The sequence below is a fragment of the Streptomyces rubellomurinus genome, from assembly GCF_000961885.1.
GTDB lineage: Bacteria > Actinomycetota > Actinomycetes > Streptomycetales > Streptomycetaceae > Kitasatospora > Kitasatospora rubellomurina.
This window is the reverse complement of the sequence record NZ_JZKH01000003.1, coordinates 1-22,157: the sequence shown is the minus strand read 5'-3', so window position 1 is coordinate 22,157 and position 22,157 is coordinate 1. Positions and strand designations below refer to the sequence as shown.

Annotated in this window: 20 protein-coding genes, 1 rRNA gene and 1 pseudogene; 6 read left to right on the top strand and 16 right to left on the bottom strand. The window is 71.5% G+C overall.

From position 1 onward, the window contains the following. Window positions 1-114: 114 nt before the first annotated feature. From VM95_RS02325 to VM95_RS02305, 5 genes are all read right to left on the bottom strand, one after another. Entirely contained in the window at window positions 115-1,464 is a 1,350-nt protein-coding gene (locus VM95_RS02325) for an ATP-binding protein (RefSeq protein WP_045692282.1), read from the bottom strand. Between the two features lie 59 nt (window positions 1,465-1,523). After that, window positions 1,524-3,113, bottom strand: coding sequence for an SCO6880 family protein (locus VM95_RS02320; protein WP_045692281.1), 1,590 nt, complete (start codon window positions 3,111-3,113; stop codon window positions 1,524-1,526). 7 nt (window positions 3,114-3,120) lie between these two features. Beyond that, complete coding sequence (locus VM95_RS02315) at window positions 3,121-4,395, bottom strand: hypothetical protein (protein WP_045692280.1); 1,275 nt, start codon at window positions 4,393-4,395, stop codon at window positions 3,121-3,123. Further along, complete coding sequence (locus tag VM95_RS02310) at window positions 4,385-5,200, bottom strand: DUF8175 domain-containg protein (protein WP_045692279.1); 816 nt, start codon at window positions 5,198-5,200, stop codon at window positions 4,385-4,387. The genes VM95_RS02315 and VM95_RS02310 overlap by 11 nt, the downstream gene beginning before the upstream one ends. Window positions 5,201-5,363: 163 nt before the next feature. Further along, entirely contained in the window at window positions 5,364-5,714 is a 351-nt protein-coding gene (locus VM95_RS02305; protein ID WP_045692278.1) for a hypothetical protein, read from the bottom strand. Between the two features lie 248 nt (window positions 5,715-5,962). Here VM95_RS02305 and VM95_RS02300 point away from each other — a divergent pair. Both VM95_RS02300 and VM95_RS02295 read left to right on the top strand, forming a co-directional pair. Then, window positions 5,963-6,958: pseudogene (locus VM95_RS02300) on the top strand (C40 family peptidase); the annotation flags it as partial. Between the two features lie 417 nt (window positions 6,959-7,375). Continuing rightward, window positions 7,376-8,104: a phosphatase PAP2 family protein gene (locus VM95_RS02295; protein ID WP_045692277.1), complete on the top strand. Its 729-nt coding sequence runs from the start codon at window positions 7,376-7,378 to the stop codon at window positions 8,102-8,104. A 36-nt stretch (window positions 8,105-8,140) separates the two neighbouring features. On the opposite strand, the gene VM95_RS02290 is transcribed toward VM95_RS02295, so the two are convergent. Next, window positions 8,141-8,329, bottom strand: coding sequence for a hypothetical protein (locus tag VM95_RS02290; protein WP_078859548.1), 189 nt, complete (start codon window positions 8,327-8,329; stop codon window positions 8,141-8,143). 160 nt (window positions 8,330-8,489) lie between these two features. Here VM95_RS02290 and VM95_RS02285 point away from each other — a divergent pair, with 160 nt between their 5' ends. After that, window positions 8,490-9,389: an SCO4651 family lipoprotein gene (locus VM95_RS02285; RefSeq protein ID WP_052707096.1), complete on the top strand. Its 900-nt coding sequence runs from the start codon at window positions 8,490-8,492 to the stop codon at window positions 9,387-9,389. A 218-nt stretch (window positions 9,390-9,607) separates the two neighbouring features. Further along, window positions 9,608-9,835: a hypothetical protein gene (locus VM95_RS02280; protein ID WP_157881974.1), complete on the top strand. Its 228-nt coding sequence runs from the start codon at window positions 9,608-9,610 to the stop codon at window positions 9,833-9,835. An 11-nt stretch (window positions 9,836-9,846) separates the two neighbouring features. Here VM95_RS02280 and VM95_RS02275 read toward each other — a convergent pair whose 3' ends face one another. Beyond that, on the bottom strand, window positions 9,847-10,215 hold the full coding sequence (locus VM95_RS02275) for a metal-sensitive transcriptional regulator (protein ID WP_078859528.1): 369 nt from the start codon (window positions 10,213-10,215) through the stop codon (window positions 9,847-9,849). Between the two features lie 359 nt (window positions 10,216-10,574). On the opposite strand from VM95_RS02275, the gene VM95_RS02270 reads away from it, so the two are divergent. Continuing rightward, window positions 10,575-11,195 (top strand): DUF47 domain-containing protein, encoded by a 621-nt coding sequence (locus VM95_RS02270; protein WP_030059626.1) that lies wholly within the window; start codon window positions 10,575-10,577, stop codon window positions 11,193-11,195. Window positions 11,196-11,200: 5 nt separating this feature from the next. After that, entirely contained in the window at window positions 11,201-12,196 is a 996-nt protein-coding gene (locus VM95_RS02265; protein WP_045692275.1) for an inorganic phosphate transporter, read from the top strand. A 134-nt stretch (window positions 12,197-12,330) separates the two neighbouring features. Here the strand turns inward: VM95_RS02265 and pstB are convergent, their stop codons facing one another. The 9 genes from pstB to rrf all read right to left on the bottom strand — a co-directional run. Further along, complete coding sequence (gene pstB / locus VM95_RS02260) at window positions 12,331-13,107, bottom strand: phosphate ABC transporter ATP-binding protein PstB (RefSeq protein WP_045692274.1); 777 nt, start codon at window positions 13,105-13,107, stop codon at window positions 12,331-12,333. 42 nt (window positions 13,108-13,149) lie between these two features. Further along, window positions 13,150-14,226 carry a phosphate ABC transporter permease PstA gene (gene pstA / locus VM95_RS02255; protein WP_045692273.1) on the bottom strand — a complete coding sequence of 359 codons (1,077 nt, stop codon included), beginning with the start codon at window positions 14,224-14,226 and terminating at the stop codon, window positions 13,150-13,152. Further along, the gene (pstC, locus tag VM95_RS02250) at window positions 14,223-15,200 is read right to left on the bottom strand and encodes a phosphate ABC transporter permease subunit PstC (RefSeq protein ID WP_045692272.1); all 978 of its coding nucleotides are present in this window, start codon (window positions 15,198-15,200) and stop codon (window positions 14,223-14,225) included. The genes pstA and pstC overlap by 4 nt, the downstream gene beginning before the upstream one ends. 150 nt (window positions 15,201-15,350) lie before the next feature. Further along, window positions 15,351-16,487, bottom strand: coding sequence for a phosphate ABC transporter substrate-binding protein PstS (pstS, locus tag VM95_RS02245; protein ID WP_045692271.1), 1,137 nt, complete (start codon window positions 16,485-16,487; stop codon window positions 15,351-15,353). 227 nt (window positions 16,488-16,714) lie between these two features. Then, window positions 16,715-17,212 carry an NUDIX hydrolase gene (locus tag VM95_RS02240; RefSeq protein ID WP_425265280.1) on the bottom strand — a complete coding sequence of 166 codons (498 nt, stop codon included), beginning with the start codon at window positions 17,210-17,212 and terminating at the stop codon, window positions 16,715-16,717. Window positions 17,213-17,262: 50 nt separating this feature from the next. Then, a complete protein-coding gene (locus tag VM95_RS02235) occupies window positions 17,263-18,351 on the bottom strand; it encodes a CHAD domain-containing protein (protein WP_052707095.1) in 1,089 nt (362 codons plus the stop codon). A 116-nt stretch (window positions 18,352-18,467) separates the two neighbouring features. Then, a complete protein-coding gene (locus VM95_RS02230; protein ID WP_045692270.1) occupies window positions 18,468-20,645 on the bottom strand; it encodes an RNA degradosome polyphosphate kinase in 2,178 nt (725 codons plus the stop codon). 348 nt (window positions 20,646-20,993) lie between these two features. Further along, entirely contained in the window at window positions 20,994-21,971 is a 978-nt protein-coding gene (gene mshD / locus VM95_RS02225) for a mycothiol synthase (protein ID WP_045692269.1), read from the bottom strand. 99 nt (window positions 21,972-22,070) lie between these two features. Then, a 5S ribosomal RNA gene (gene rrf, locus VM95_RS38460) occupies window positions 22,071-22,157 on the bottom strand; the annotation flags it as partial.

Here is a 22,157-nt window from a genome sequence, read left to right as displayed (position 1 = left end):
CGTAGCTGTCAGGGGGTCGGACGTAACAAGAGGATTACCTACTGACGAACCATCGCCGTCCGGCCGGTGCGAGAGCCGTGTGCGAGCCGCCCGCACGCCGTCTGCGGGCCGGCCTCAGACCCCCGGCTCGGCGGCCAACTGCCGCTCCGCACGCACCCGTTCGGCCACCGCGTCCTCGGTCATCGCGCGGTCGGTGTACACCAGCGGTCGCTCCGCCTCGGTGATGATGTGCTTCACCACCTGCACGTTGCCGTTGACGTCCCACACCGCGATGCCCGGCGACAGCGTCGGGATGATCTCCACCGCCCAGCGCGGCAGACCCAGCACCCGGCCGGTGGCCCGCGCCTCCTCGGCCTTCTGCATGTAGATCGTCCGGGTGGAGGCCATCTTCAGGATCGCCGACGCCTCCTTGGCCGCCGCGCCGTCCACCACGTCCGACAGGTGGTGCACCACCGCCACGAACGAGAGCCCCAGCCGCCGGCCGAACTTCAGCAGCCGCTGGAACAGCTGGGCCACGAACGGGCTGTTGATGATGTGCCAGGCCTCCTCGACCAGGAAGATGCGCTTCTTCCGGTCCGGCCGGATCCAGGTGTGCTCCAGCCACACCCCGACGATCGCCATCAGGATCGGCATCGCGATCGAGTTGCGGTCGATGTGCGAGAGGTCGAAGACGATCAGCGGCGCGTCCAGGTCGATGCCCTCGGTGGTCGACCCGTCGAACATGCCGCGCAGGTCACCGTCGACCAGCCGGTCCAGCACCAGCGCCACGTCCAGGCCCCAGGACTGCACCTCCTCCACCGCCACGCCCAGCGACTCCACCGACGACAGATCGGGATTGCGCAGGGTGTCGATGATGTCGTCCAGCACCGGCTGGCGGCCCTTCACCGATGCCGCGACGTGCGCGTGCGCGGCCTTCAGCGCGAACCCGGCCCGCTCCTCCAGCCCGCGCCCCATCGCCACCTCGACGATGGTGCGCAGCAGCGACAGCTGCCCGGTCTGGGTGATCGCCGGGTCCAGCGGGTTGAGCTTCACCCCGCCGTCCCGGGCCGCCATCGGGTCCAGCCGGATCGACTTTATGCCCAGCGCGTTCGCGATCAGGTTCCACTCGCCGACGCCGTCCTCGCCCTGCGCGTCCAGCACCACGACCTGCCGGTCGCGGAACCTCAACTGCCGCAGCACGTACGTCTTCTCCAGCGCCGACTTGCCGTTGCCGGACTCGCCGAGCACCAGCCAGTGCGGGGCCGGCAGCTGCTGCCCGTACAGCTGGAACGGGTCGTAGACGTAGCCCTTGCCGCTGTACACCTCGCGCCCGATGATCACTCCGGAGTCGCCCAACCCCGGTGCGGCGGTGGGCAGGTAGACCGCCTGCGCCTGCCCCGTGGAGGTGCGCACCGGCAGCCGGGTGGTCTCCACCTTGCCGAACATCAGGCTGGTGAACGCCTCGGTGAGGTTGCCGAGTGCCATGGGCGGCCTCCTGGGGTGTCAGCGGTGGACGGACAGCGGTGGGACGGGTGCGCGCGTGCTCAGCGGCGGATGCCGGTGGCGAACGGCAGGGTGTTGACGAACGCCCGGTGGTGCTCGCGGTCGCACCACTCCAGCTTGAGGTAGCTCTTGCCGGCCGAGGCACGGATGGTCCGCTTGTCGCGGGCCAGCGCGTCCGGATTGCGCGAGGAGACCGTGATGTAGCCGACCAGGTTCACCCCGGCCGCGCCGGAGGCCAGGTCGTCACCGCGCTGGTCCACCCGGCCGGTGTGGGCCAGGTCGCGCGGGTCGACCGTCCGGTTCATCTTGGCCGCGCGGCTCGCCTCGGCCTCGTCGTTGGTCTTCTCGGTCAGCATCCGCTCGATCGCGACGTCGGTGGGCTCCAGGTCCATCGTCACCGCGACCGTCCGGATCACGTCCGGGGTGTGCACCAGCAGCGGCGCCAGGAAGTTGACGCCCACCGGGGTCAGCGGCCACTCCTTGATCCACGCGGTGGCGTGGCACCACGGCTCCCGGGTCGCCGACTCCCGGGTCTTCGCCCGCAGGAACTGCGCGTGCGTCGCGTCCAGTTCGGCCGGCCAGGCGTTGCGCCGGGACATCGCCTGGATGTGGTCGATCGGGTGGTCCGGGTCGTACATCGAGTGCAGCAGCGAGGACAGCCGGGCCTGGCCCAGCGGCTGGCGCACCCGGATGTCCGCCTCCGCCAGCCGGGCGCAGATGTCGGTCAGCTCGCGCGCCATCACGGCCGCCAGCCCGTCGTCGTCCCGGGCCCGCCGGCCGGCCGAGGGCTGGTCGTAGGCGCTGCGGCCCATCGCGTGCGCCTCCGCCGCCAGGTCACGGGTGTAGTGCATGCAGGCCACCAGGTACGCCCGGTGCTGCTCCGAGGAGGTCGACACCATCGACTGCAGCTGGTCGTACGAGTCCTGCAGCCAGCGCGGCGCGTCCGGATCGCCCCGCCGCTCGACGTCCTTGGCGTGCGCGTCCGGGTCGGCCGGCAGCGTCCGGGCCAGGATCTGCAGCCGGGTCACGAAGCCGTCCCCGTTGGCCACGTGCTTCAGCAGCGTGCCGAACCGGTCGACCAGCGCCTCCTGGTCCTCCGAGTCGCGCAGCCCGACGCCCGGGCCCTCGATCTCGATCGCCGCCGTCACCGTCCGCCGCTCCAGGTGCATCAGCACCCCGACCTCGTCCGGCCCGAACGGCGCGGTCAGCCAGCGCAGCCGCCCCACCCCCGGCGGCGGGCCGACCTCCACCTCCCGGCCGTCCAGCCGGGTGCCGGCGTCCATCGCGTCCGACCGCCACACCGCCCGCCCGCTGCGGACCGTCCGCCGGTACGTCCGGTTGATCTCCGCCCACTTGTAGAACGTCCGCTTGCGGTACGGCACGTACACCGCCGCGATCGCCAGCAGCGGAAGGCCGACCAGACCGGCGATCCGCAGCGGCAGGACCGGCATCAGCAGACCCCAGAGCATGCCGAGGAACGCCCCGAAGATGATCAGCACGATCTCGCCGGACTCCCGGTTCCGGCCGATCGGCGCGTTCGGGCGGGCCTTGCCGATCAGGTAGGTGCGGCGCTGGTGCACGTACGGCTGGGCGTACTGGGCGCCGTACTGGCCGAGCGGTTCGCTGCTCACTTACCCGTCACCCTCCCTTCGCTGGATTGCTGTCACGGATCGGAACCGGCGTCTGCGGCGGCCCGGCCTGCTGCGGCGGGGCCGGCGTCCGGCCGGCGTGCGCGGCGATGCCCGGCGCGACCGACCCGCCGCCGGCGCCCCCGCCGCCACCCCCGCCGACCGGACCGCGGTCGCCGTGGGTGGTGATGCCCTGCTTCATCAGGTTCGCGGTGCCGTTGATCATCGCCGAACCGGCCTGCACCGCGCTCGCCCGGGCCCGGCGCATGTTCAGCATCTCGTCGCCGAAGCCCGGCACGAAGCGGTACACCGCGGCACTCGCGAAGATCGACAGGAACAGGATCGCCAGCCCCGACAGCACCCGCGAGAACGTGTCGTCCGCCCCGCTCCCGCCGGCCACGGCACCCGCCAGGCCCAGGATGATCACGATGATCGGCTTCGCCAGATCGACCGCCACCATCATCCCCGCCCACCGGCGCACGTGCTTCCACAGCTGCTTGTCCACCAGCCCCGCGTACACCGCCGTCCCCAGCAGCGCGCCCACGTACAGCATCGCCGCGCGGATCAGCAGCTCGATCCACAGCACCGCCGCGGCCAGCACCGCCACCAGCGACACCATCACCAGGATCAGCGGCCCACCGCCGACGTCCCCCTTCTCCAACGTGTCGGCGAACCCGCCCAGGTACGTCCCGGTGTCCGACTTCGTCCCCACCGCGATCGCCTTGGTCAGCCCGTCCGTCACGCTCACCACGGTGTACAGGATCAACGGCGTGAACGCCGAGGCCACCACCGTCAGCCACAGGAAGCCGATCGCCTCCGTGAACGCCGTCGTCAACGGCGCCCCGCGCACCGCCCGCTTCGTCACCGCCAGCAGCCACAGCACCAGCGTGATCACCGTCGACACGGCGAACACCACCGCGTACTGCTGCAGGAACGACGCATTGGTGAAGTCCACCTTCGTCGTCCCGTCGATCGCCCCCGACAGGTTCCGCACCACCCAGGCCGCCGCCTGCGCACACCCCTTGGCCAACGACCCGAGCGGATCGGTCACACTGCCGACGGCACCGCCACCGGGGATGACGACAGCTCCATTGGGCGCGCATCCGGCATCACTGCCGGGAATCGGGAGGTCGACCTTCTGACAGGTGGGTGTGGCGGTCGGCGAGGGATCGGCGAACACGCGCTGCGCCGTCAGCAGCGCCGACACCTGGAGGGTGGTCAGCACACCCGCCAGCGCCCCCACTCTGCGGGCGAGGGGACGGCGCGAGGTCTGGTCAACGGGCATAGCGGAACCCCCCGAACTGCTGGACAGCGCCGGTGATCTCGTCGGCGGTTGCGGCCTGCTGGTCCCCTGGCATCGGTGCGGGGCCCTGCTTGCTGCTGAAGTCGGTGACCTTCCAGTCGCCGCCCGTCCAGCGCAGCGCGAGCGTGAGGGTGAACCAGTTGGTGGTCACCGGCTGGACGGAGAGCTGCCCGGCGAGGCCGGTGAGCCCCGTGCACCACACCTCGACCTTGGCCTCGCCGTCGTTGTAGCCGGTCGACTTGGTGCCGACCGGGACGGTGCGGCTCACGAAGGTGAGGTTCTTGGGGGCGCGGCCCTGGGCGTCGAGCCCGTAGCGGGCGGCCGTCTCCGGAGAGAAGCCCTGGTCCAGGCGGCTCTGCAGCGTCGCCACCGCGCCCGGGTCGGCGATGGTGGCGACGATGGTGTGGCGGCTGTCGGTGCGGAACATGTCCGCGGAGCCGATCGCCACCGCGTAGTTGGCGGCGGCCGACTGGGCGCCCTGGTCGCTGTGCGGGAAGCCGGAGGCGATGCCGTTGGCGGTGGTGGTGACGGGCTGGTCGCCGCTGGGTGCGGGGCCGGCGCCGGAGGCGGCGCTGGGGGCGGCGCGGTCGGCGGAGTGGCCGGAGTCGCCCGGGTCGGGCTTGCCGCGGTTGGCGATGGAGATGGCGATCACGAGCAGGGTGACGACCACGAGGATGGTCAGCAGGGTGCGCAGCGGCCTGGACTGACGCTGGTTCGACTGGGAGGAGGGCTGTTCGCCGACCGGCAGCCGCGTACGGGTGTGCGGCTGGTCGTCGGACAACGGCACGGCGGCCCTCCTGGTGCGGGGAGCCGGGCGGCTCCGGGGGCCCTCCGCCCGGGGGCGGGCGCGGACGGAGGGTGGGTACGGGGTGGGTTCCTGGCGGGGCCGGCCGGGGCGGTCCGGTCGGGGGACCTGGCCTCGGACGTTCCGGACCAAGACTGCCCGATCGTCAGATCGCCATACCGTAGACAATGGTGAACAGAGTGCCGAGCGATCCGATGATGAACACGCCGGTCAGGCCGGCGACGATCAGTCCCTTGCCCTGTTCGGCGCCGAAGCTGTCCCGCAGCGCGGTCGCACCGATCCGCTGCTTGGCCGCACCCCAGACGGCGATGCCGAGGCAGATGAGGATGGCCACGGCCATGACGACCTCGACCATCACCCGCGCCTCCGACCCGAGGCTGGCGAACGGCCCCCAGTCGGGGGCGATGCCCCCGATGATGGTGTCGATATTCGCCTTCTTTGGAGGGTCCTCGGCCAGGTGGCCGACCGCGTAGGTGTGCACGCTGCTCAGGTTCATTTCCATCTCACCGCCCGATCAGGCAAATTCAAGGGCCCTGACCCCGCCCGCGCGAAGGGTCGGTGCCTATTCTTGGCCAGATCTGATGTCGACTTGGCTACTTCTCGCGGATTGGTCGTGAGGCATCGGACACGTACGCGAGGATGTCCACCGTACGAAGGATAGCGCTCACTCTTTGTATCTCTGATGATTGCGGTGAGCAACGCCTTCCGGGACACTTCGACTGACGATTCGTCGGGATGGTGCTGATGGTACTCCGGAAGGGCGGTACAGCCGCCGCTGCAGCGGGAGTTGTCGCGTTCGGCTTCATCGGCCTGGTGACGATCGGGACGTATGCGGCGAGTGGGACGCCGCAGCAGTCGGCGAATCGCTCCGCCCTCGCCCCCGGAACGGTCCCGGCGGTCTACCAGGACGCCATCCAGAAGTGGGGATCGCTCTGCCCCGAGATCTCCCCGCCGATGCTCGCGGCGCAGCTGTACCAGGAAAGCGGTTTCGACCCGAAGGCCCGCTCCGGTGTCGGCGCCGAGGGAATGGCGCAGTTCATGCCGGGCACCTGGGCGTCGTACGCCACGGACGGTGACGGGGACGGCAAGAAGGACGTCTGGAACCCCTTCGACGCGATCGCCTCGGCGGCGGTCTTCGACTGCGCGCTCGCCAAGGACGTCGCCAACGTTCCGGGCGACCGGCAGGCCAACATGCTGGCCGCGTACAACGCCGGCCCGTACGCGGTGACGAGCAACAAGGGGATCCCGCCGTACAAGGAGACCCAGGGCTACGTGCGGAACATCCAGGCGATGGCCCGCAGTTTCACCGCGCCGACCGCGCCGGTGGAGGTGTCCGCGCAGTCGGCCGCGGCGATCTACTTCGCGCAGACCAAGCTCGGCACGCTGTACCTGTGGGGCGGGGAGGGCCTGGCCTCGCAGGGCGGCCGGTTCGACTGCTCCGGACTGACGAGGGCCGCGTACGAGAGCGTGGGCATCGAGCTGCCCCGGGTGGCGAACGACCAGTGGTACGCCGGGCCGCATCCGTCGCGGGATCAGTTGCGGCCGGGGGACCTGGTGTTCTTCGCGACCGACCTGAGCGACCCGCGCAGCATCCACCACGTCGGGATCTACGTCGGCGGCGGCTACATGATCAACGCGCCGCACACCAACGCGGTGATCCGCTACGACAAGATCGACACCCGGGAGTACATCGGCGCGACCCGGGTCACCTCGGACGGCGCCCAGGCCCTGCCGACCCGCGACAACAACGGCAACGGCACGGTCAACGCCCCCAGCCGCCCCGGCGCCACGACGGCGCCCGCGGCGGCGGCCGCGGCGCCCACGACGGCCGCCAGGCCGGCCGTGGCGGCCCCGCCCGCACCGACCGCGGCGGCCCAGACCTCACCGCTCGCCGCACCGGCCCGGTCCGCCCCCGCCGCCCCCGCCGTCCCCACCACTCCCGCCGCCGCCCCCGGCCGAGCGAGCCGGAACGGCTGAGGCGGAGCGTGAGCTGTGTGCGCGGTGTGGACGCTGAGTCAAGTTTCGATAACCGCGCGTTTCGAGTGGAACGGCCCGTCCCGGCGATGACGTTTGGTCTGGTGGCCCCCCGTCAGCTTTCCGCGCCGGGCGGGCCCCGGCGGTAACGACCAGGTGTAGCGGACCAGAAGGAGGTGCGGCGTGTCGACGCCGCTTGCCGACACGACCAACCCCGACCTCGGCCTGCTCTACGCCGTCAACGGCCTGGCCAAACGCTCCCCGCAATGGCTGGACCACCTGGTCTCGTGGATCGGCGAGTACGGCATCCTGATCGGCCTCGCCATGCTCGGCCTGGTCGCCTGGCTGCAGGCCAGACGCCGCCCGGACGCGCCGGTGGCGGTGGCCGGGCTGCTCTGGGTGCCGCTGTCGGTGGCGATCGCCGAGCTGGCCAACCTGCCGATCGCCGCGATCGTGGACCGGCCCCGCCCCTTCGTGGACCACTCCGGGCTGCTGGTGCTGGTGGACGGCAAGGCCGGCACCCACTCCTTCGTCAGCGACCACTCGACGATGACCATGGGCGTCGCGGTGGCGCTGTTCCTGGTGAACCGACGGCTCGGCTGGATCGCCGGCGGGCTGGCCCTGCTGCAGGGCTTCTGCCGGATGTTCATGGGCGTGCACTACCCGACCGACGTGATCGGCGGCTTCGCGCTGGCCGTCGCCGTGGTGCTGCTGCTGGCACCGATCGCGATGGCGGTGCTGGTGCCGTTCTGCCACGCGCTGACCCGCACCGCCGTCGCCCCGCTGATCCGGGCGCCGGAGCGCGGCGGGGCCGCCCGCGGCGAGGCCGGGCCGCGCGGGCGCGGACGCCGGCGCGGCCGGGGGCCGGTGCGGGCCGAGGAGCAGCCGCCGGAGTCCGACCTCGCGGCCTGAGCCGGCCTGAGCCGGCCAGGGTCCGCAGGAGAGGGCCTAGTCCGGCCCCGTGCCGCTCTCGGCGAGGTGCTCGGCCCCCTCGCGGCGGGCCAGGTCGCGGGAGCGGCGGGCCGGGGCGTACCAGCCGCAGCTGCAGCTCGCGAAGGCGAAGGAACCGCGTTCGCTGATCGCGACGTGGTGCTCGGGCATGCGGGTGCCGGGCGTGGCCGGCAGCTCACTGTGCACGTGGTTCACCGTAACGCGCCGACCGGCCCGGGCGCGACGCGCTTCGTGAGCCGGTACCCGTAACCCTTCGCCGCTCAACTCGTTTGCCCGGAAAGAGCTCTGCCCGGCCGGTGGTGTCCGGTGGGCAGTCGGGCCCGAGGGGGTTGTCGCGAGGATGAAGATGACCGACCAGCAGTGCGGTGCGCGGCCGGCAGGCCGCCGGGTGCCGCGCCTGCGTCCGGCGGCCGGGGCCGCCCTGCTCGCCGCCGTCCTGGCCGCGGGTGCGGCCGGCTGCTCGGGCGGCTCCGGCGGCGGCTCCTCCGACCAGCAGTCGAGCGTGCCCGACAAGCTGGCCGCCGACCCGCTGACGGCCGTGCGCGGCGCCGCCGACATCACCGGCCGCACCGGCTCCGCGCACACCGCGACCGAGCTGGTCACCGAGTCCGCCGAGAAGAAGGCCTCGTTCAGCGGGTCCGGCGGCTACGACTACGTGAAGCGGATCGGTCGGCTGGAGGTCCAGGTGCCGCCGGGCGCGGCGACCACCGGGAAGATCGTCGAGGTGGTCCTGCCGGGCACCGTCTACCTGCAGAACAGCGGCGCCAAGGTGCCCGAGGGCAAGTGGGTGAAGCTGGACGTGCGCCAGCTGCCGGACGGCAACCTGGTCAGCAGCGGCGCGACGGACCCGGCCTCGGCGGCGGGGGCGCTGCGCGGGGCGCAGAAGGCGGAGGCGGTCGGCACCGAGACGGTGGACGGGGTCGCGCTGCACCACTACCGGGGCACCCTGGACCTTTCGAAGGCGGCCGACGCGACCGGCGGGCGGGGCGGGGACGGCCTGCGGATGGGGGCGCAGACCTTCACCGTCAAGGAGGTCCCGTACGACGCCTGGCTGGACGACCAGGGCCGGCTGCACAAGGTGGTCGAGGTGTTCACCTTCGCCGGGGTGGCCGGTTCGAAGGAGCCCAAGGACCAGGTGAAGGTGACTTCGACGACCACGCTGAGCGACTTCGGCAAGGCGGTCGAGGCGGCCGAGCCGCCGGCCTCGGACATCTACCAGATGAAGCCCTCGGAGAGCCCGAAGTAGGGCCCGGAGGGGGACGCGCCCGGCCGCGGGGCGGTGCTCCGGCGGCCGGGGCGAGACGGGGCGCCGCCGGGGCGGGTGGCCGTCCGGGGAGCGGCGGCCACCCGTTTCGGCGGCGCGGAGATGGCCCGTCCGTGCCATGTGGACGGGCCCCGGAGTGCCTAGGCTGGACGTCGGGTGGCTGCCGCCCGGGCTGGCGAGGCACTGAAGGGGTGGTGCAGGTGGTGTCGTCCACGGGCGGCCGCAGCGGCGGCCACGACGACGCGGCCCTCGACGAGATCGAGCTGGCCGGCGAGCTGATGATCGCCGCGACGGCCAGCCCCGGGGAGCGGCTGCCGACCGAGCGGATCGACGAGGTGCTGCTCGACCGGGTGGTGCCCAGGCCGTCGGACCGGCCCTCGGACCGGCCCTCGGACCGGGCGGCGGAGGAGCAACGGCCGGGGCACTGACGGACGCGGCCTCAGCTGCGCAGCAGGCGGCTGATCGCGGCCGTGGCCTCGGCCACCTTGGCGTCCAGCTCGGCGCCGCCCTCCTCGGCGGCGGCGGCCACGCAGTGCCGCAGGTGCTCCTCCAGCAGGGAGAGCGCGAAGGACTGCAGCGCCTTGGTGCTGGCCGAGACCTGGGTGAGCACGTCGATGCAGTAGACGTCCTCGTCGACCATCCGCTGGAGGCCGCGGATCTGGCCCTCGATCCGGCGCAGCCGCTTGAGGTGGGCGTCCTTCTGGGCGCTGTAGCCGTGCGGGCCGTGGGCGGGCGCGGCGGCGTGGCCGGCGTGCGGGTCGGTCCCGGGCACGTCGTCCTGCTCGGTGCGCGCTTGCGTCGTGGTCATCGGCCCGCCTTCGTCCTGGGTGCCTGCTGGCTGCGTCGGGTTCCAGTGTCCAACACCCGGACCGTCCGTGGTGTTCCGCCGGCCGACCCGGCACGTGCCATCGGGTGCGGGCGGGCGGTGCCGGGATTGCGCCGTCTGAGCGGCGCCCCGGTCTTCCGGGCCCACGACGGGGGCAATCCGTGCGAGGTTCCGTCAGACTGAGGAACCGCGTCCGCACCTGGAGGCGCGGTCCTGGTCAGTCGGCACGACAGTCGAACGGAACGGGAGGTTCCGCCTCCTGTCTCACCACCCCGTTTGCGCGATCGCGCTTGGTTGCACCTAGCATCGTTCAGTCCCTACCCCGCACATCGGAGATTTCCGTGCGTTTTAGCCTGACCCCGAAGGAGACGAGCTTCTACGACATGTTCGCCGCCGCGGCGGAGAACCTCGTCGTCGGTTCGAAGCTCCTGCTCGAACTGCTGGGATCAGACGTGTCGGCCCGCGCGGAGATCGTCGAGCGCATGCGCGCCGCCGAGCACGCCGGGGACGACACCACCCATGCGGTGTTCCACCAGCTGAACTCCTCCTTCATCACGCCCTTCGACCGCGAGGACATCTACAGCCTCGCCTCGTCGCTGGACGACATCATGGACTTCATGGAGGAGGCCGTCGACCTGGTCGTCCTCTACGACATCCAGACCCTGCCGAAGGGCATCGAGCAGCAGATCGAGGTGCTCGCGCGGGCAGCCGAGCTCACCGCCGAGGCGATGCCGAACCTGCGCAGCATGTCGAACCTCACCGAGTACTGGATCGAGGTCAACCGGCTGGAGAACCAGGCGGACCAGATCCACCGCAAGCTGCTCGCCCACCTGTTCTCCGGTCAGTACGACGCGATCGAGGTGCTCAAGCTCAAGCAGGTCGTGGACGTCCTCGAAGAGGCCGCGGACGCGTTCGAGCACGTCGCGAACACGGTGGAGACCATCGCGGTCAAGGAGTCCTGACCCTCGTGGACATGGCAGCACTCATCGCCGTCATCGGCGTTGCGTTCTTCTTCACCTACACCAACGGCTTCCACGACTCGGCGAACGCGATCGCCACCTCGGTCTCCACCCGGGCGCTGACGCCCAAGGCCGCGCTCGCGATGGCCGCGGTGATGAACCTGGCCGGCGCCTTCCTGGGCAGCGGGGTGGCGCACACCGTCTCCAAGGGGATCATCGAGACCCCCACCGGCAACCAGGGCATGGCGATCCTGTTCGCCGCCCTGATCGGTGCGATCGCCTGGAACCTGGTCACCTGGTACTTCGGCCTGCCGTCCTCCTCCTCGCACGCCCTGTTCGGCGGCATGGTGGGCGCGGCGCTGGCCGGCGGGATCGACGTGATCTGGAGCGGCGTGATCGACAAGATCATCGTCCCGATGATCCTCTCGCCGGTGGTCGGCCTGGTCGGCGGCTTCCTGGTGATGCTCGCGATCCTGTGGATCTTCCGCCGGGCCAACCCGCACCGCGCGAAGCGCAACTTCCGGGTCGCCCAGACCGCCTCGGCCGCCGCGATGGCGCTGGCGCACGGTCTGCAGGACGCGCAGAAGACCATGGGCATCGTGGTGATGGCGCTCACCATCTCCGGCCACCAGAGCACCGGGGACATCCCGGTCTGGGTGAAGATCTCCTGCGCGACGATGCTCTCGCTCGGCACCTACGCGGGCGGCTGGCGGATCATGCGGACCCTCGGCCGCAAGATCATCGAGCTGGACCCGCCGCAGGGCTTCGCCGCCGAGGCGACCGCCTCGACGGTCATGTACATCACCTCGTTCGTCTTCAAGGCGCCGATCTCCACCACCCACGTGATCACCGCGGCGATCATGGGCGCGGGCGCCACCAAGCGCATCCGCGCGGTGCGCTGGGGCGTGGCGAAGAACATCGTGCTCGGCTGGTTCATCACGATGCCGGCGGCCGCGCTCGTCGCGGCGCTGGTGTACTGGTTCGTCCACCTGTTCTGGGGCTGACGGCCCCGGGACGCCGCAGCGGCGAGCGGACGAACGACAGAAAGCAGGGCCCGCCCCCACATCTCGGGGGCGGGCCCTGCTCGTGCTCCGCGGCGGCACCGCCATGCAGCACCGAGGAGCAGCTGGGATCCGGCCTAGCCGAAGCGGCCGGAGATGTAGTCCTCGGTCGCCTGGACCGACGGGTTGGAGAAGATCCGCTGGGTGTCGTCCAGCTCGATCAGCTTGCCGGGCTGCCCGACGCCGGCCAGGTTGAAGAAGGCGGTGCGGTCGCTGACGCGGGCCGCCTGCTGCATGTTGTGGGTCACGATGACGATGGTGAACTGCGACTTCAGCTCGCCGATCAGGTCCTCGATGGCCAGGGTGGAGATCGGGTCGAGCGCGGAGCAGGGCTCGTCCATCAGCAGGACCTGCGGCTCGACCGCGATGGCGCGGGCGATGCACAGGCGCTGCTGCTGACCGCCGGAGAGGCCGGCGCCCGGCTTGTTCAGCCGGTTGTGGACCTCCTTCCAGAGGTTGGCGCCCTTCAGCGAGCGCTCCACCACCTCGTCCAGGACGGCCTTCTTCTTCACGCCGGCGAGCTTGAGCCCGGCGACCACGTTGTCGTAGATCGACATGGTCGGGAACGGGTTCGGGCGCTGGAAGACCATGCCGATGGAGCGGCGCACGGCGACCGGGTCGACGTTGGAGGCGTACAGGTTCTCGTCGTCCAGGAGGACCTTGCCCTCGACCCGGGCGCCGGGGATCACCTCGTGCATCCGGTTCAGGGTGCGCAGGAAGGTGGACTTGCCGCAGCCGGAGGGGCCGATGAAGGCGGTCACCGAGCGGGGTTCGATGCTCATCGAGATGTCCTCGATGGCCTTGGTGGTGCCGTAGTAGGCCGACAGTCCGCTGACGTCGATGCGCTTGGCCATGATCGTTGCTTCTCTCGTCTTCTTCGTACGTCAGTCGGTCGCTCAGTGTCCGCCCTTGGGCGAGCGCCAGCGTGCGATGCCCCGGGCGATGAGGTTGAGCCCCATCACGAAGGCGATCAGCACCAGCGCCGCACCCCAGGCACGGGCGTAACCGTTGTCGTTGTTGACCACCGAGTACTGCTGCCAGATGTACATCGGCAGGGACTGCTGCGGTCCGTCGAACGGGTTGCTGTTGATGTAGTCGGCGCCGAACACCAGCATCAACACCGGGGCGGTCTCGCCCGTGATGCGGGCGACCGCGAGCATCACGCCGGTGGTGATGCCGCCGATCGCGGTGGGGAGGACGATCCGCAGGATCGTCTTCCACTTCGGCACGCCGAGGGCGTACGAGGCCTCGCGCAGCTCGTTCGGGACGAGCTTGAGCATCTCCTCGGTGGAGCGGACCACGACCGGGATCATCAGGATCGCCAGCGCGAGGCTGCCCGAGAAGCCGGAGTAGTTGAAGCCGAGGGCGAGGTTCCACAGCGAGAAGACGAACAGGCCGGCGACGATCGACGGGATGCCCGTCATGACGTCGACGAAGAAGGTCACGGCCTTGGCGAGCCCGCCGCGGCCGTACTCGACCAGGTAGACGGCGGTCAGCAGGCCGATCGGGGCGGCCATCACGGTGGCCAGGCCGACCTGCTGCAGGGTGCCGAGCAGCGCGTGGTAGATGCCGCCGCCCTTGCCGGTCTGGATGACGCCCTTCATCGAGTGGCTCAGGAAGTTCCCGTCCACCACGCCGATGCCCTGCTGGATCGTGTACACGGTGAGCGAGACCAGCGGGACCACGGCCAGGATGAAGGCGACCCAGACCACCGAGGTGGCGAGCCGGTCCTTGGCCTGGCGCCGGCCCTCGACCCGGGCCGAGATCAGGTAGCCGCCCAGCAGGAACAGCAGCGCCGAGATCAGGCCCCACTGCAGGTGGCTCTCCAGCCCGCCCGCGGCACCGATCCCGCAGCCGAGCGCGATCGCGCCGGCCGCCACGGCGGGCGGGGTCCAGCGGGGCAGGCGGTTGGCGGTGAGCTTCGGGCCGGTCTGCGGCCGGGCGTCCTCGGGGACGGTGGTGACGACACTCATGCGTTGGCCCCCGAGTACTCCTTGCGGCGGGCGATGATCAGTCGCGCGGCACCGTTCACCAGCAGGGTGATGACGAACAGGACGAGACCGGAGGCCATCAGCGCGTTGCGGCCGTTCTCGCCGGCCTCGGCGAACTTCAGCGCGATGTTCTGCGCGAAGGTGCCGCCGCCCGCGTCGAGGATGTGCAGCGACAGGACGCTGTTGGAGGAGAGCACCACCGCGACCGCGATGGTCTCGCCGAGCGCACGGCCGAGGCCGAGCATGGAGGCCGAGATGACGCCGGGGCGGCCGAACGGCAGCACCGCGGTGCGGATCATCTCCCAGCGGGTCGCGCCGAGCGCGAGCGCCGCCTCCTCGTGCATCCGCGGCACCTGGCGGAACACCTCGCGGGAGACCGCGGTGATGATCGGCAGGATCATGATCGCCAGCAGGATGCCGACGGTGAACAGGTTGCGCGGGGTGCCGGACTGGGTCTGGTCGAAGAGGTACGTCCAGCCGAGGTACTGGTTGAGCCAGCTGGTCAGGCCGTCCAGGTGCGGCACCAGGAAGAGCGCGCCCCACAGGCCGTAGACGATGCTGGGCACCGCGGCGAGCAGGTCGACCAGGTAGGCGAACGGCTGGGCGATCCGCCGCGGCGCGTAGTGCGAGATGAACAGCGCGATCCCGATGGCCACCGGGACGGCGATCACCATCGCGATGAGGGCGCTGACGATGGTGCCGAAGACCAGGACGGCGATGCCGAAGACCGGCTTCGGGGCGTCCGGCGTCCACTCGAAGGTGGTGAAGAAGTTGCCGTCGTTCTTGCTGAGGGCCAGGCCCGAGCGCCAGGCCAGGAAGCCGGCGATCGCGGCCATGATGACCAGCAGCAGGATGCCCGCGCCGCGGGCGAAGTTCATGAAGATCTTGTCGCCGACGCGGCTGTCGCGCGCTCGGCGTTCCCTGCCTCGCGGGGCGGCAGGGGGGGATGAAGTCATTGGTCTACTCCGGTCTGGTGGCGCCGCCCCGGCGGGGGGACGGCACCATGGCGGCGGTGCCCCGGACGTTGGTGCTGGGTTCGTGCGTTCCGGTGGGACGGCCCCTGCCCCCCTCGCTCACGGGGCCGTCCCACCGGTGGTCCTGTCGGGTCAGGCCAGGGCGCCGACGGCGGCCTTGACCTTGTCGCCGATGGCGGCGGGCATCGGGACGTAGCCCTTGTCGCCGATCGACTTCTGGGCGGCGTCGCTGATCGTGTAGTTCAGGAAGGACTTGAGGGTGTCCAGGGTCTCGGCCTTGTTGCCCTTGTCGCAGGCGATCTCGTAGGTCACCAGGACGATCGGGTAGGCGTTGTCGGCCTTGGTGCCGTAGTCCAGGGTGAGGGCGAGGTCGCCGTCGGTGCCCGAGATGGTGGAGGAGGCCAGGGTGAGCGCGGCGTTGGCGGCGGTCGCCTCGACCGGCTGGGCGGCACCGGTGGAGATCTTGGCGCTCTTCAGGTTGTTCAGCTGGGCGAAGGACAGCTCGGCGTAGCCGATCGAGTTCTTGACCTGCTTGATCTGGGCGGAGACGCCGGCGCTGCCGTTGGCGGACTGGCCGTTCTTGCCCTTCCACGCCTTGCTCGGCTCGGCGGTCCAGGCGCCGCCGGAGGTCTTGGCGAAGTAGGAGGTCAGGTTGTAGGTGGTGCCGGAGTCGTCCGAACGGTGGAACGAGGCGATGTCGGCGTCCGGGAGCTTGGCGCCCGGGTTCAGGGCGACGATGGCCGGGTCGTTCCACTTGGTGATCTGCGAGTCGAAGATCTTGGCGGCGGTCGGGCCGTCCAGGACCAGGTTGTCGACGCCGTCGATGTTGTAGACCAGCGAGACCAGGCCGGCCACCATCGGCAGGTCGATCGCCTTGCCACCGGTGCAGACGGCCTTGGAGGCGTCGACGTCGGCGGGCTTCAGGGCGAAGTCGGTGCCGGCGAAGGCGACCTTGCCCTGGTTGAACTGCTGGACACCCGCGCCGGAGCCGCCACCGCTGTAGTTGACGGTGATGCCGGAGCAGGCGGCGCCGAAGCTGGCCTTCCACACGTCCATGGCGTTGGCCTGGGCGGTCGAACCGGCGCCGAGCAGCGTTCCGTTCTTGCCACAGTTGACCGCGGCGCTGGCCGCGGCGGAGCCGCTGGAGCCACCGGACGCCTTGGTGTCACTGTTGTCGTCCGAACCGCAGGCGGCGAGCGACAGCGAGCTGACGAGCGCCATGGCACCGATGGCGAGGGCCTTGGAGCGGCCGTTCCGCTGGAGCTTCACTGGGGTGTCCCTTTCTGTGGCATTGCCCGTCGCGCGGGCCGTACAGGTACGGCGGAGCACGGGTTTTGCTGTGGTCCGGGGCCCGTTCGGCCCTCCGGTAGTCCCGAAGTTAGGCCGGGTAAGTGACACGACAGCCGGTCGCAAGTGAACGGGGAGTGAACCTCGGAGGGATGCCAGGAAACTACGTCAGGTAGTAACGGTTGCGTCACGGCAAGGGCTCGGGAAGATCACTTCCACCGTTCCGCCACCGGCGGCTCCCCGTTCGTCCGCACGGGCCGCGCCCCCAGGATCACCAACAGGGCATCGATCAGCAACCGGTCGCGCTCGTGCGTCAGCCGGGCGCGGGCCTTCCCGGCCGGCAGCCACTCCAGCCGGTCCACCTCCCGGTTCGGCCGGAACGCCCCGCCGGCCGGCACCGCCGCCCAGTACCGCACCTCCTTCGGCCGGCCCTGCGCCAGGTAGTGCTGGGCGGGCAGCTCCGGGCCGAGCACGCAGGCGTAGCCGGTCTCCTCCCGGACCTCGCGCAGCGCCGCCTCGACCACGCCCTCGCCCGGGTCGAGCTTGCCCTTGGGCAGGCTCCAATCGTCGTACTTCGGACGGTGGATCACCGCGATCCGCGGCCGGCCCAACCGACCGCTCTTCTTCGGCCGGCCCGGCAGCCACAGCACCGCGCCCGCCGCGAGGACCACCCGGGCGGACGCCGGACCGGCGGCGGTGACGTCCACCGTCCGCCGCCCGGTCCACGGCTGCCCGGTCCTCGACTGTTCGTGCACACTCAAGCCATTCGTGGTGCGGGGGGATTCCCCCAGCCCTCGGCAGGGGGCAGTTCCAACCAGCCGTCCAAGCCGGGCGGGAGGTCGGGCCACCGGCGGCCGAAGGCGTACCGTGCCGCCTCCACCTCCAGTCGCTGATCAGCATGCACCACGCCCAGCACGTAGGCGGTCGCCGGGGTGATCCGGGGCGTGCGCGCCGCGGTGGCGACGGTCACCGCCGCGTCCGCCGCCTCCTGGTGGCGGCCCAGCACCGCGTCCAGCTCGTCCAGCTCGCTGGACGGGCGGCCGCACACCTCCAGCGCGTACCGGGCCCGCTTCAGCAGGATCCGCATCCGGGACCAGGGCGCGTCGTCCGCGGCCAGCGCCGTGTCCGCGTCCGCACCACCGCGGGCCGCCGGCACCGCGCCCAGCCGGCGCAGCACGTCCCCGCCGTACGGCGTCGCGGCCCGCTGCAGCGGCAGCTGCTGGGCGCTCGCGGACAGCGCGGTGAACGCGGCGGCCGCCTGCGGCAGCAGCACCGCCGACGCCCGGCCGCCCGCCGACTCCAGCAGCGGCGCCTCGCCGACCAGCAGCGTCATCCGGTCCGCGAGCGCGTGCAGCCGGGCCGAGCGCAGCTCCTGCAGCACCGTGGAGTGCGCCCTGGTCCGGGCCAGCGTCAGCTGGCGGTCCAGCAGGGCCCGCGCCTTCGGGGCGCCCGCGTGCCCGACCAGCATGCCGGTGCCCTCCGGGTCGGTGCCGCTCAGCGAGTCCAGCGCGCCGAGCAACCGGGCCGAGCGGCGGACGTAGCCCGGCTCCAGCGCCAGCAGGTTCAGCAGCCAGCGCAGCTCGGTGCGCGACTCCTGCGCCCAGGTCTGTTCGAACAGCGCGCCGAAGGTGTGCAGCAGCCCCCCGACCCGCCGGACGGACCGCAGCAGGTCGGCCGTACCGGCCGCCGGGACGGTCGAGGCGGTCCCCGGTCTGGCGCCGACCTCGCCCACGGCCAGCGGCAGGGCGCGCAGGAACGCTCCGGCCTGGGCGGTGAGCCGGCCGGAAAGGATGTCCCCGGCGGTCGCGGTGGAGGCCGCCTGGGCCGTCATCGGCGCATCGGTCATGGCGTGGTAGATCCCCGTTCCCCCAGGGGCCGTCCCCCCGGGGCTGGTGGCCGACCGCCGGAGCGGGCCCCGGTTCCCCCGGGGGCCTGCTCGGGCGGCTCGCATCAGTGGTCGCGTCAGCGCGAGGTGGCGGCCCGGCGGCGCTGGCGCGAGTCGATGAGCAGGTCCTGGACGTGCCGCAGCGGCTTGCCCTCGGCGTCCTGCGAGTGGCGGGTCCACGCGCCGTCCGGCCCCAGGTGCCAGGACTCGGTCTCGTCCGACACCCCGAGGTCGATCAGCCCGGACAGCTCGGCGCGGTGCGCCGGGTCGGTGATCCGCATGAGCGCCTCGATCCGGCGGTCCAGGTTGCGGTGCATCATGTCGGCGCTGCCGATCCAGACCTCGGGATCGCCGTTGTTGCCGAACACGAAGATCCGGGAGTGCTCCAGGAAGCGGCCCAGGATGCTGCGGACCCGGACGTTCTCGCTCAGACCCGCCACCCCCGGGCGGATCGCGCAGATCCCGCGCACCCAGACGTCCACCGGCACCCCGGCCTGCGAGGCCCGGTAGAGCGCGTCGATCACGGCCTCGTCGACGATCGAGTTGACCTTGAGCTTCACGTGGGCCGGCCGGCCCGCCCGGTGGTTGGCGATCTCGTTGTGGATCCGGGAGACCAGCCCGTCCCGCAGGCCGCGCGGGGCGGTCAGCAGGCGGCGGTAGGACTCGCGGCGGGAGTAGCCGGACAGCCGGTTGAAGAGGTCCGAGAGGTCCGCGCCGACCTGCGGGTCGGAGGTGAGCAGACCGAGGTCCTCGTACAGCCGGGCGGTCTTCGGGTGGTAGTTGCCGGTGCCGACGTGCGAGTAGCGGCGCAGGGTGTCGCCCTCCTGGCGGACCACCAGCGACAGCTTGCAGTGGGTCTTCAGCCCGACCAGGCCGTAGACCACGTGGCAGCCGGCCTCCTCCAGCTTGCGGGCCCACTTGATGTTGGCCTGCTCGTCGAAGCGCGCCTTGATCTCGACCAGCACCAGCACCTGCTTGCCGGACTCGGCCGCGTCGATCAGCGCGTCCACGATCGGCGAGTCGCCCGAGGTGCGGTACAGCGTCTGCTTGATCGCCAGCACGTCCGGGTCCGCGGCCGCCTGCTCCAGGAAGGCCTGCACGGAGGTGGAGAAGCTGTCGTACGGGTGGTGCAGCAGGACGTCCCGCTCGCGCATCGCGGCGAAGATGTCCGGCTGCGAGGCCGACTCGACGTCGGTCAGCCCGCGGGCCGTCCCGGCCACGAACTTCGGGTACTTCAGCTCCGGGCGGTCCAGCTCGGCGATCCCGAACAGGCCGGTCAGGTCCAGCGGCCCGGGCAGCGGGAAGACCTCCGCCTCGGTGATGTTCAGCTCCCGCACCAGCAGGTCCAGGATGTAGGGGTCGATCGACTCCTCGACCTCCAGCCGGACCGGCGGGCCGAAGCGCCGCCGCATCAGCTCCTTCTCCAGGGCCTTGAGGATGTTCTCGGTGTCGTCCTCCTCCACCTCCAGGTCCTCGTTGCGGGTGACGCGGAAGGCGTGGTGGGCCAGCACCTCCATCCCCGGGAAGAGCTCCTCCAGGTGCGCGCCCATCACGTCCTCCAGCGGGACGTACCGCTGGGGCGAGGCCTCCAGGAAGCGGGCCAGCGACTGCGGGACCTTGACCCGGGCGAAGTGCTTGTGGCCGGACACCGGGTTGCGGACGACCACGGCCAGGTTGAGCGAGAGCCCGGATATGTACGGGAAGGGGTGGGCCGGGTCGACCGCCAGCGGCGTCAGCACCGGGAAGATCTTCTGCCGGAACAGCGTGTGCAGCCGGGCCTGCTCCTTCTCGGCGAGCTCCGGCCAGCGGACCACCTCGATGCCCTCGGCGGCGAGGTCCGGCAGCACCTCCTGCTGGAAGGCCGCGGCATGGCGGGCCATCAGCTCGCGCGAGCGGGTCCAGATCAGGTCCAGCACCTCACGCGGCTGGAGGCCCGACGCGCTGCGCTGGGCGACGCCGGTGGCGATCCGGCGTTTCAGGCCGGCCACCCGGACCATGAAGAACTCGTCCAGGTTGCTCGCGAAGATCGCGAGGAACTTGGCCCGCTCCAGCAGCGGGATCTCCGGGTCCTCGGCCAGCTCCAGGACGCGTTCGTTGAAGGCGAGCCAGCTGCGCTCGCGGTCCAGGAATCGCCCCTGCGGCAGGGCGTCGAGCTCCTGCTCGTCCGTGGCCGGCAGCTCCGGCGGTGTCCCCAGCGCACCGGACATCCGGGCCGGTGGCGACAGCGGGGCAGAGACGGGGCGGGGGATGCTCATGGGTTCCAGCTCCTCCAGCAGCAGGACGGCGTCCGGACGCGAATGGCTCTGCGGGCCGTCGTCCTCGCCCGGGGCGGAGCCCAGGAGCAGCGCCCACCCGCCGGGCGCGGTCCCTACAGGACCGACCGGCGCGTGGCGGTCGACTCTGCACGAGCGAGACACTACGGACTTCATCCTGTGATCTTCGCGGCAGCAATTGAATCCACGGTAAACACCGCATGGCCAGGAGGAAAGCTGAGTCGGTCGGGGCAAGGGATCCGGGCGATTCGCACCCCTTGCCCGTCCCGCTCGGCTCGCCCGTCCGGCCGCCCGGTGTCAGGGCCGTACCGGTCGGCGGTCGGCCCGCTGTCAGGCCGACCGGTACCGGGCCCGGTACATGAGGTCCACCTCGTGGATGGTGAAGCCCAGTCGCTCGTACACCCGGACGGCCGCCGGGTTGTCGGCGTCGACGTAGAGCAGGACGGCCTCCAGGCCGCGCTCGCCCTCGCCGGAGCCGGTCAGGTGACGCAGGCCGGCGGCGGTGAGCGCGCGGCCGAGGCCGCTGCCCTGCTCGGCCGGGTCGACCCCCACCACGTAGACCTCGCCGAGCGCCGGCTCGGTGGCGGTGGCCGGGTGCACCTTCGTCCAGTGGTAGCCGACCACCTCGCCGTCGCGGGTCGCGAGGAAGAAGCCGGCCGGGTCGAACCAGGGCTCGGCCAGCCGGTCGGCCAGGTCCTGCTCCGTCCAGGAGCCCTGCTCGGGGTGGTGGGCGAAGGCCAGCGCGTTCAGCCGCAGCCAGGCGGTGTCGTCCTCCCCCGGGCGGAAGGTCCGCAGCTCGATGCCGGCCGGCAGCGGGACGGCCTCGGTCTGCGGGCCCGTACGGCGCATCTGCCGCAGTTCCCGGACCAGTTCGGCGCCGTACGCCCCGGCCAGGTGCCGGGCCGCCGGGTGGCCGCCGTGCACCCAGAAGTCCACCGCGTCGCGGCCCTCCTGGTGGGCCCGCGCCAGCACCGCGTCGACCAGGGGACGGGCCAGGCCACGACCGCGGGCCGCCGGGTCCACCACCAACTCGGCCGCGGGGTTGGCGGTTCGGCCCTCCGGGACCTCGAGCTGGCCGTAGCCGAGGACGGTGTCGCCCGGGGTGTCGCCCTCACCCTCGCCCTCGCCCTCGATGAAGTGGGTGACGCCCGGGCGAGGAGTCTCGGAGGAGCGGAGCCGGAGCCGGCCCTGCTCGGACACGGCGGCCCGGCCGTCGACCGCCTGGGCCTCCGCCAGCACACGCAGGGCGCCGTCGCGCTGCTCGGGGCGGAGCACGTTGTTCGCAATGACCGCTGTCTGATCGTCCATGCGTTGACGATACGTCACGGGAGATCATCACCGGAGGTCATCGGAAACGCGAAAAACCCCCACCCGGGTTTCCCTGGCTGGGGGTTCTTCTGAAGAATTGTTCGGCGGCGTCCTACTCTCCCACAGGGTCCCCCCTGCAGTACCATCGGCGCTGTGAGGCTTAGCTTCCGGGTTCGGAATGTAACC

Bases quoted from the DNA above. Each gene is read 5' to 3' on its own strand.
- VM95_RS02325 (WP_045692282.1), bottom strand. From the start codon at position 1,464: ATGGCACTCGGCAACCTCACCGAGGCGTTCACCAGCCTGATGTTCGGC.
- VM95_RS02315 (WP_045692280.1), bottom strand. From the start codon at position 4,395: ATGCCCGTTGACCAGACCTCGCGCCGTCCCCTCGCCCGCAGAGTGGGG.
- VM95_RS02305 (WP_045692278.1), bottom strand. From the start codon at position 5,714: ATGAACCTGAGCAGCGTGCACACCTACGCGGTCGGCCACCTGGCCGAG.
- VM95_RS02285 (WP_052707096.1), top strand. From the start codon at position 8,490: ATGACCGACCAGCAGTGCGGTGCGCGGCCGGCAGGCCGCCGGGTGCCG.
- VM95_RS02275 (WP_078859528.1), bottom strand. From the start codon at position 10,215: ATGACCACGACGCAAGCGCGCACCGAGCAGGACGACGTGCCCGGGACC.
- pstB (WP_045692274.1), bottom strand. From the start codon at position 13,107: ATGGCCAAGCGCATCGACGTCAGCGGACTGTCGGCCTACTACGGCACC.
- pstA (WP_045692273.1), bottom strand. From the start codon at position 14,226: ATGAGTGTCGTCACCACCGTCCCCGAGGACGCCCGGCCGCAGACCGGC.
- pstC (WP_045692272.1), bottom strand. From the start codon at position 15,200: ATGACTTCATCCCCCCCTGCCGCCCCGCGAGGCAGGGAACGCCGAGCG.
- VM95_RS02235 (WP_052707095.1), bottom strand. From the start codon at position 18,351: ATGACCGATGCGCCGATGACGGCCCAGGCGGCCTCCACCGCGACCGCC.
- VM95_RS02230 (WP_045692270.1), bottom strand. From the start codon at position 20,645: ATGAGCATCCCCCGCCCCGTCTCTGCCCCGCTGTCGCCACCGGCCCGG.
- mshD (WP_045692269.1), bottom strand. From the start codon at position 21,971: ATGGACGATCAGACAGCGGTCATTGCGAACAACGTGCTCCGCCCCGAG.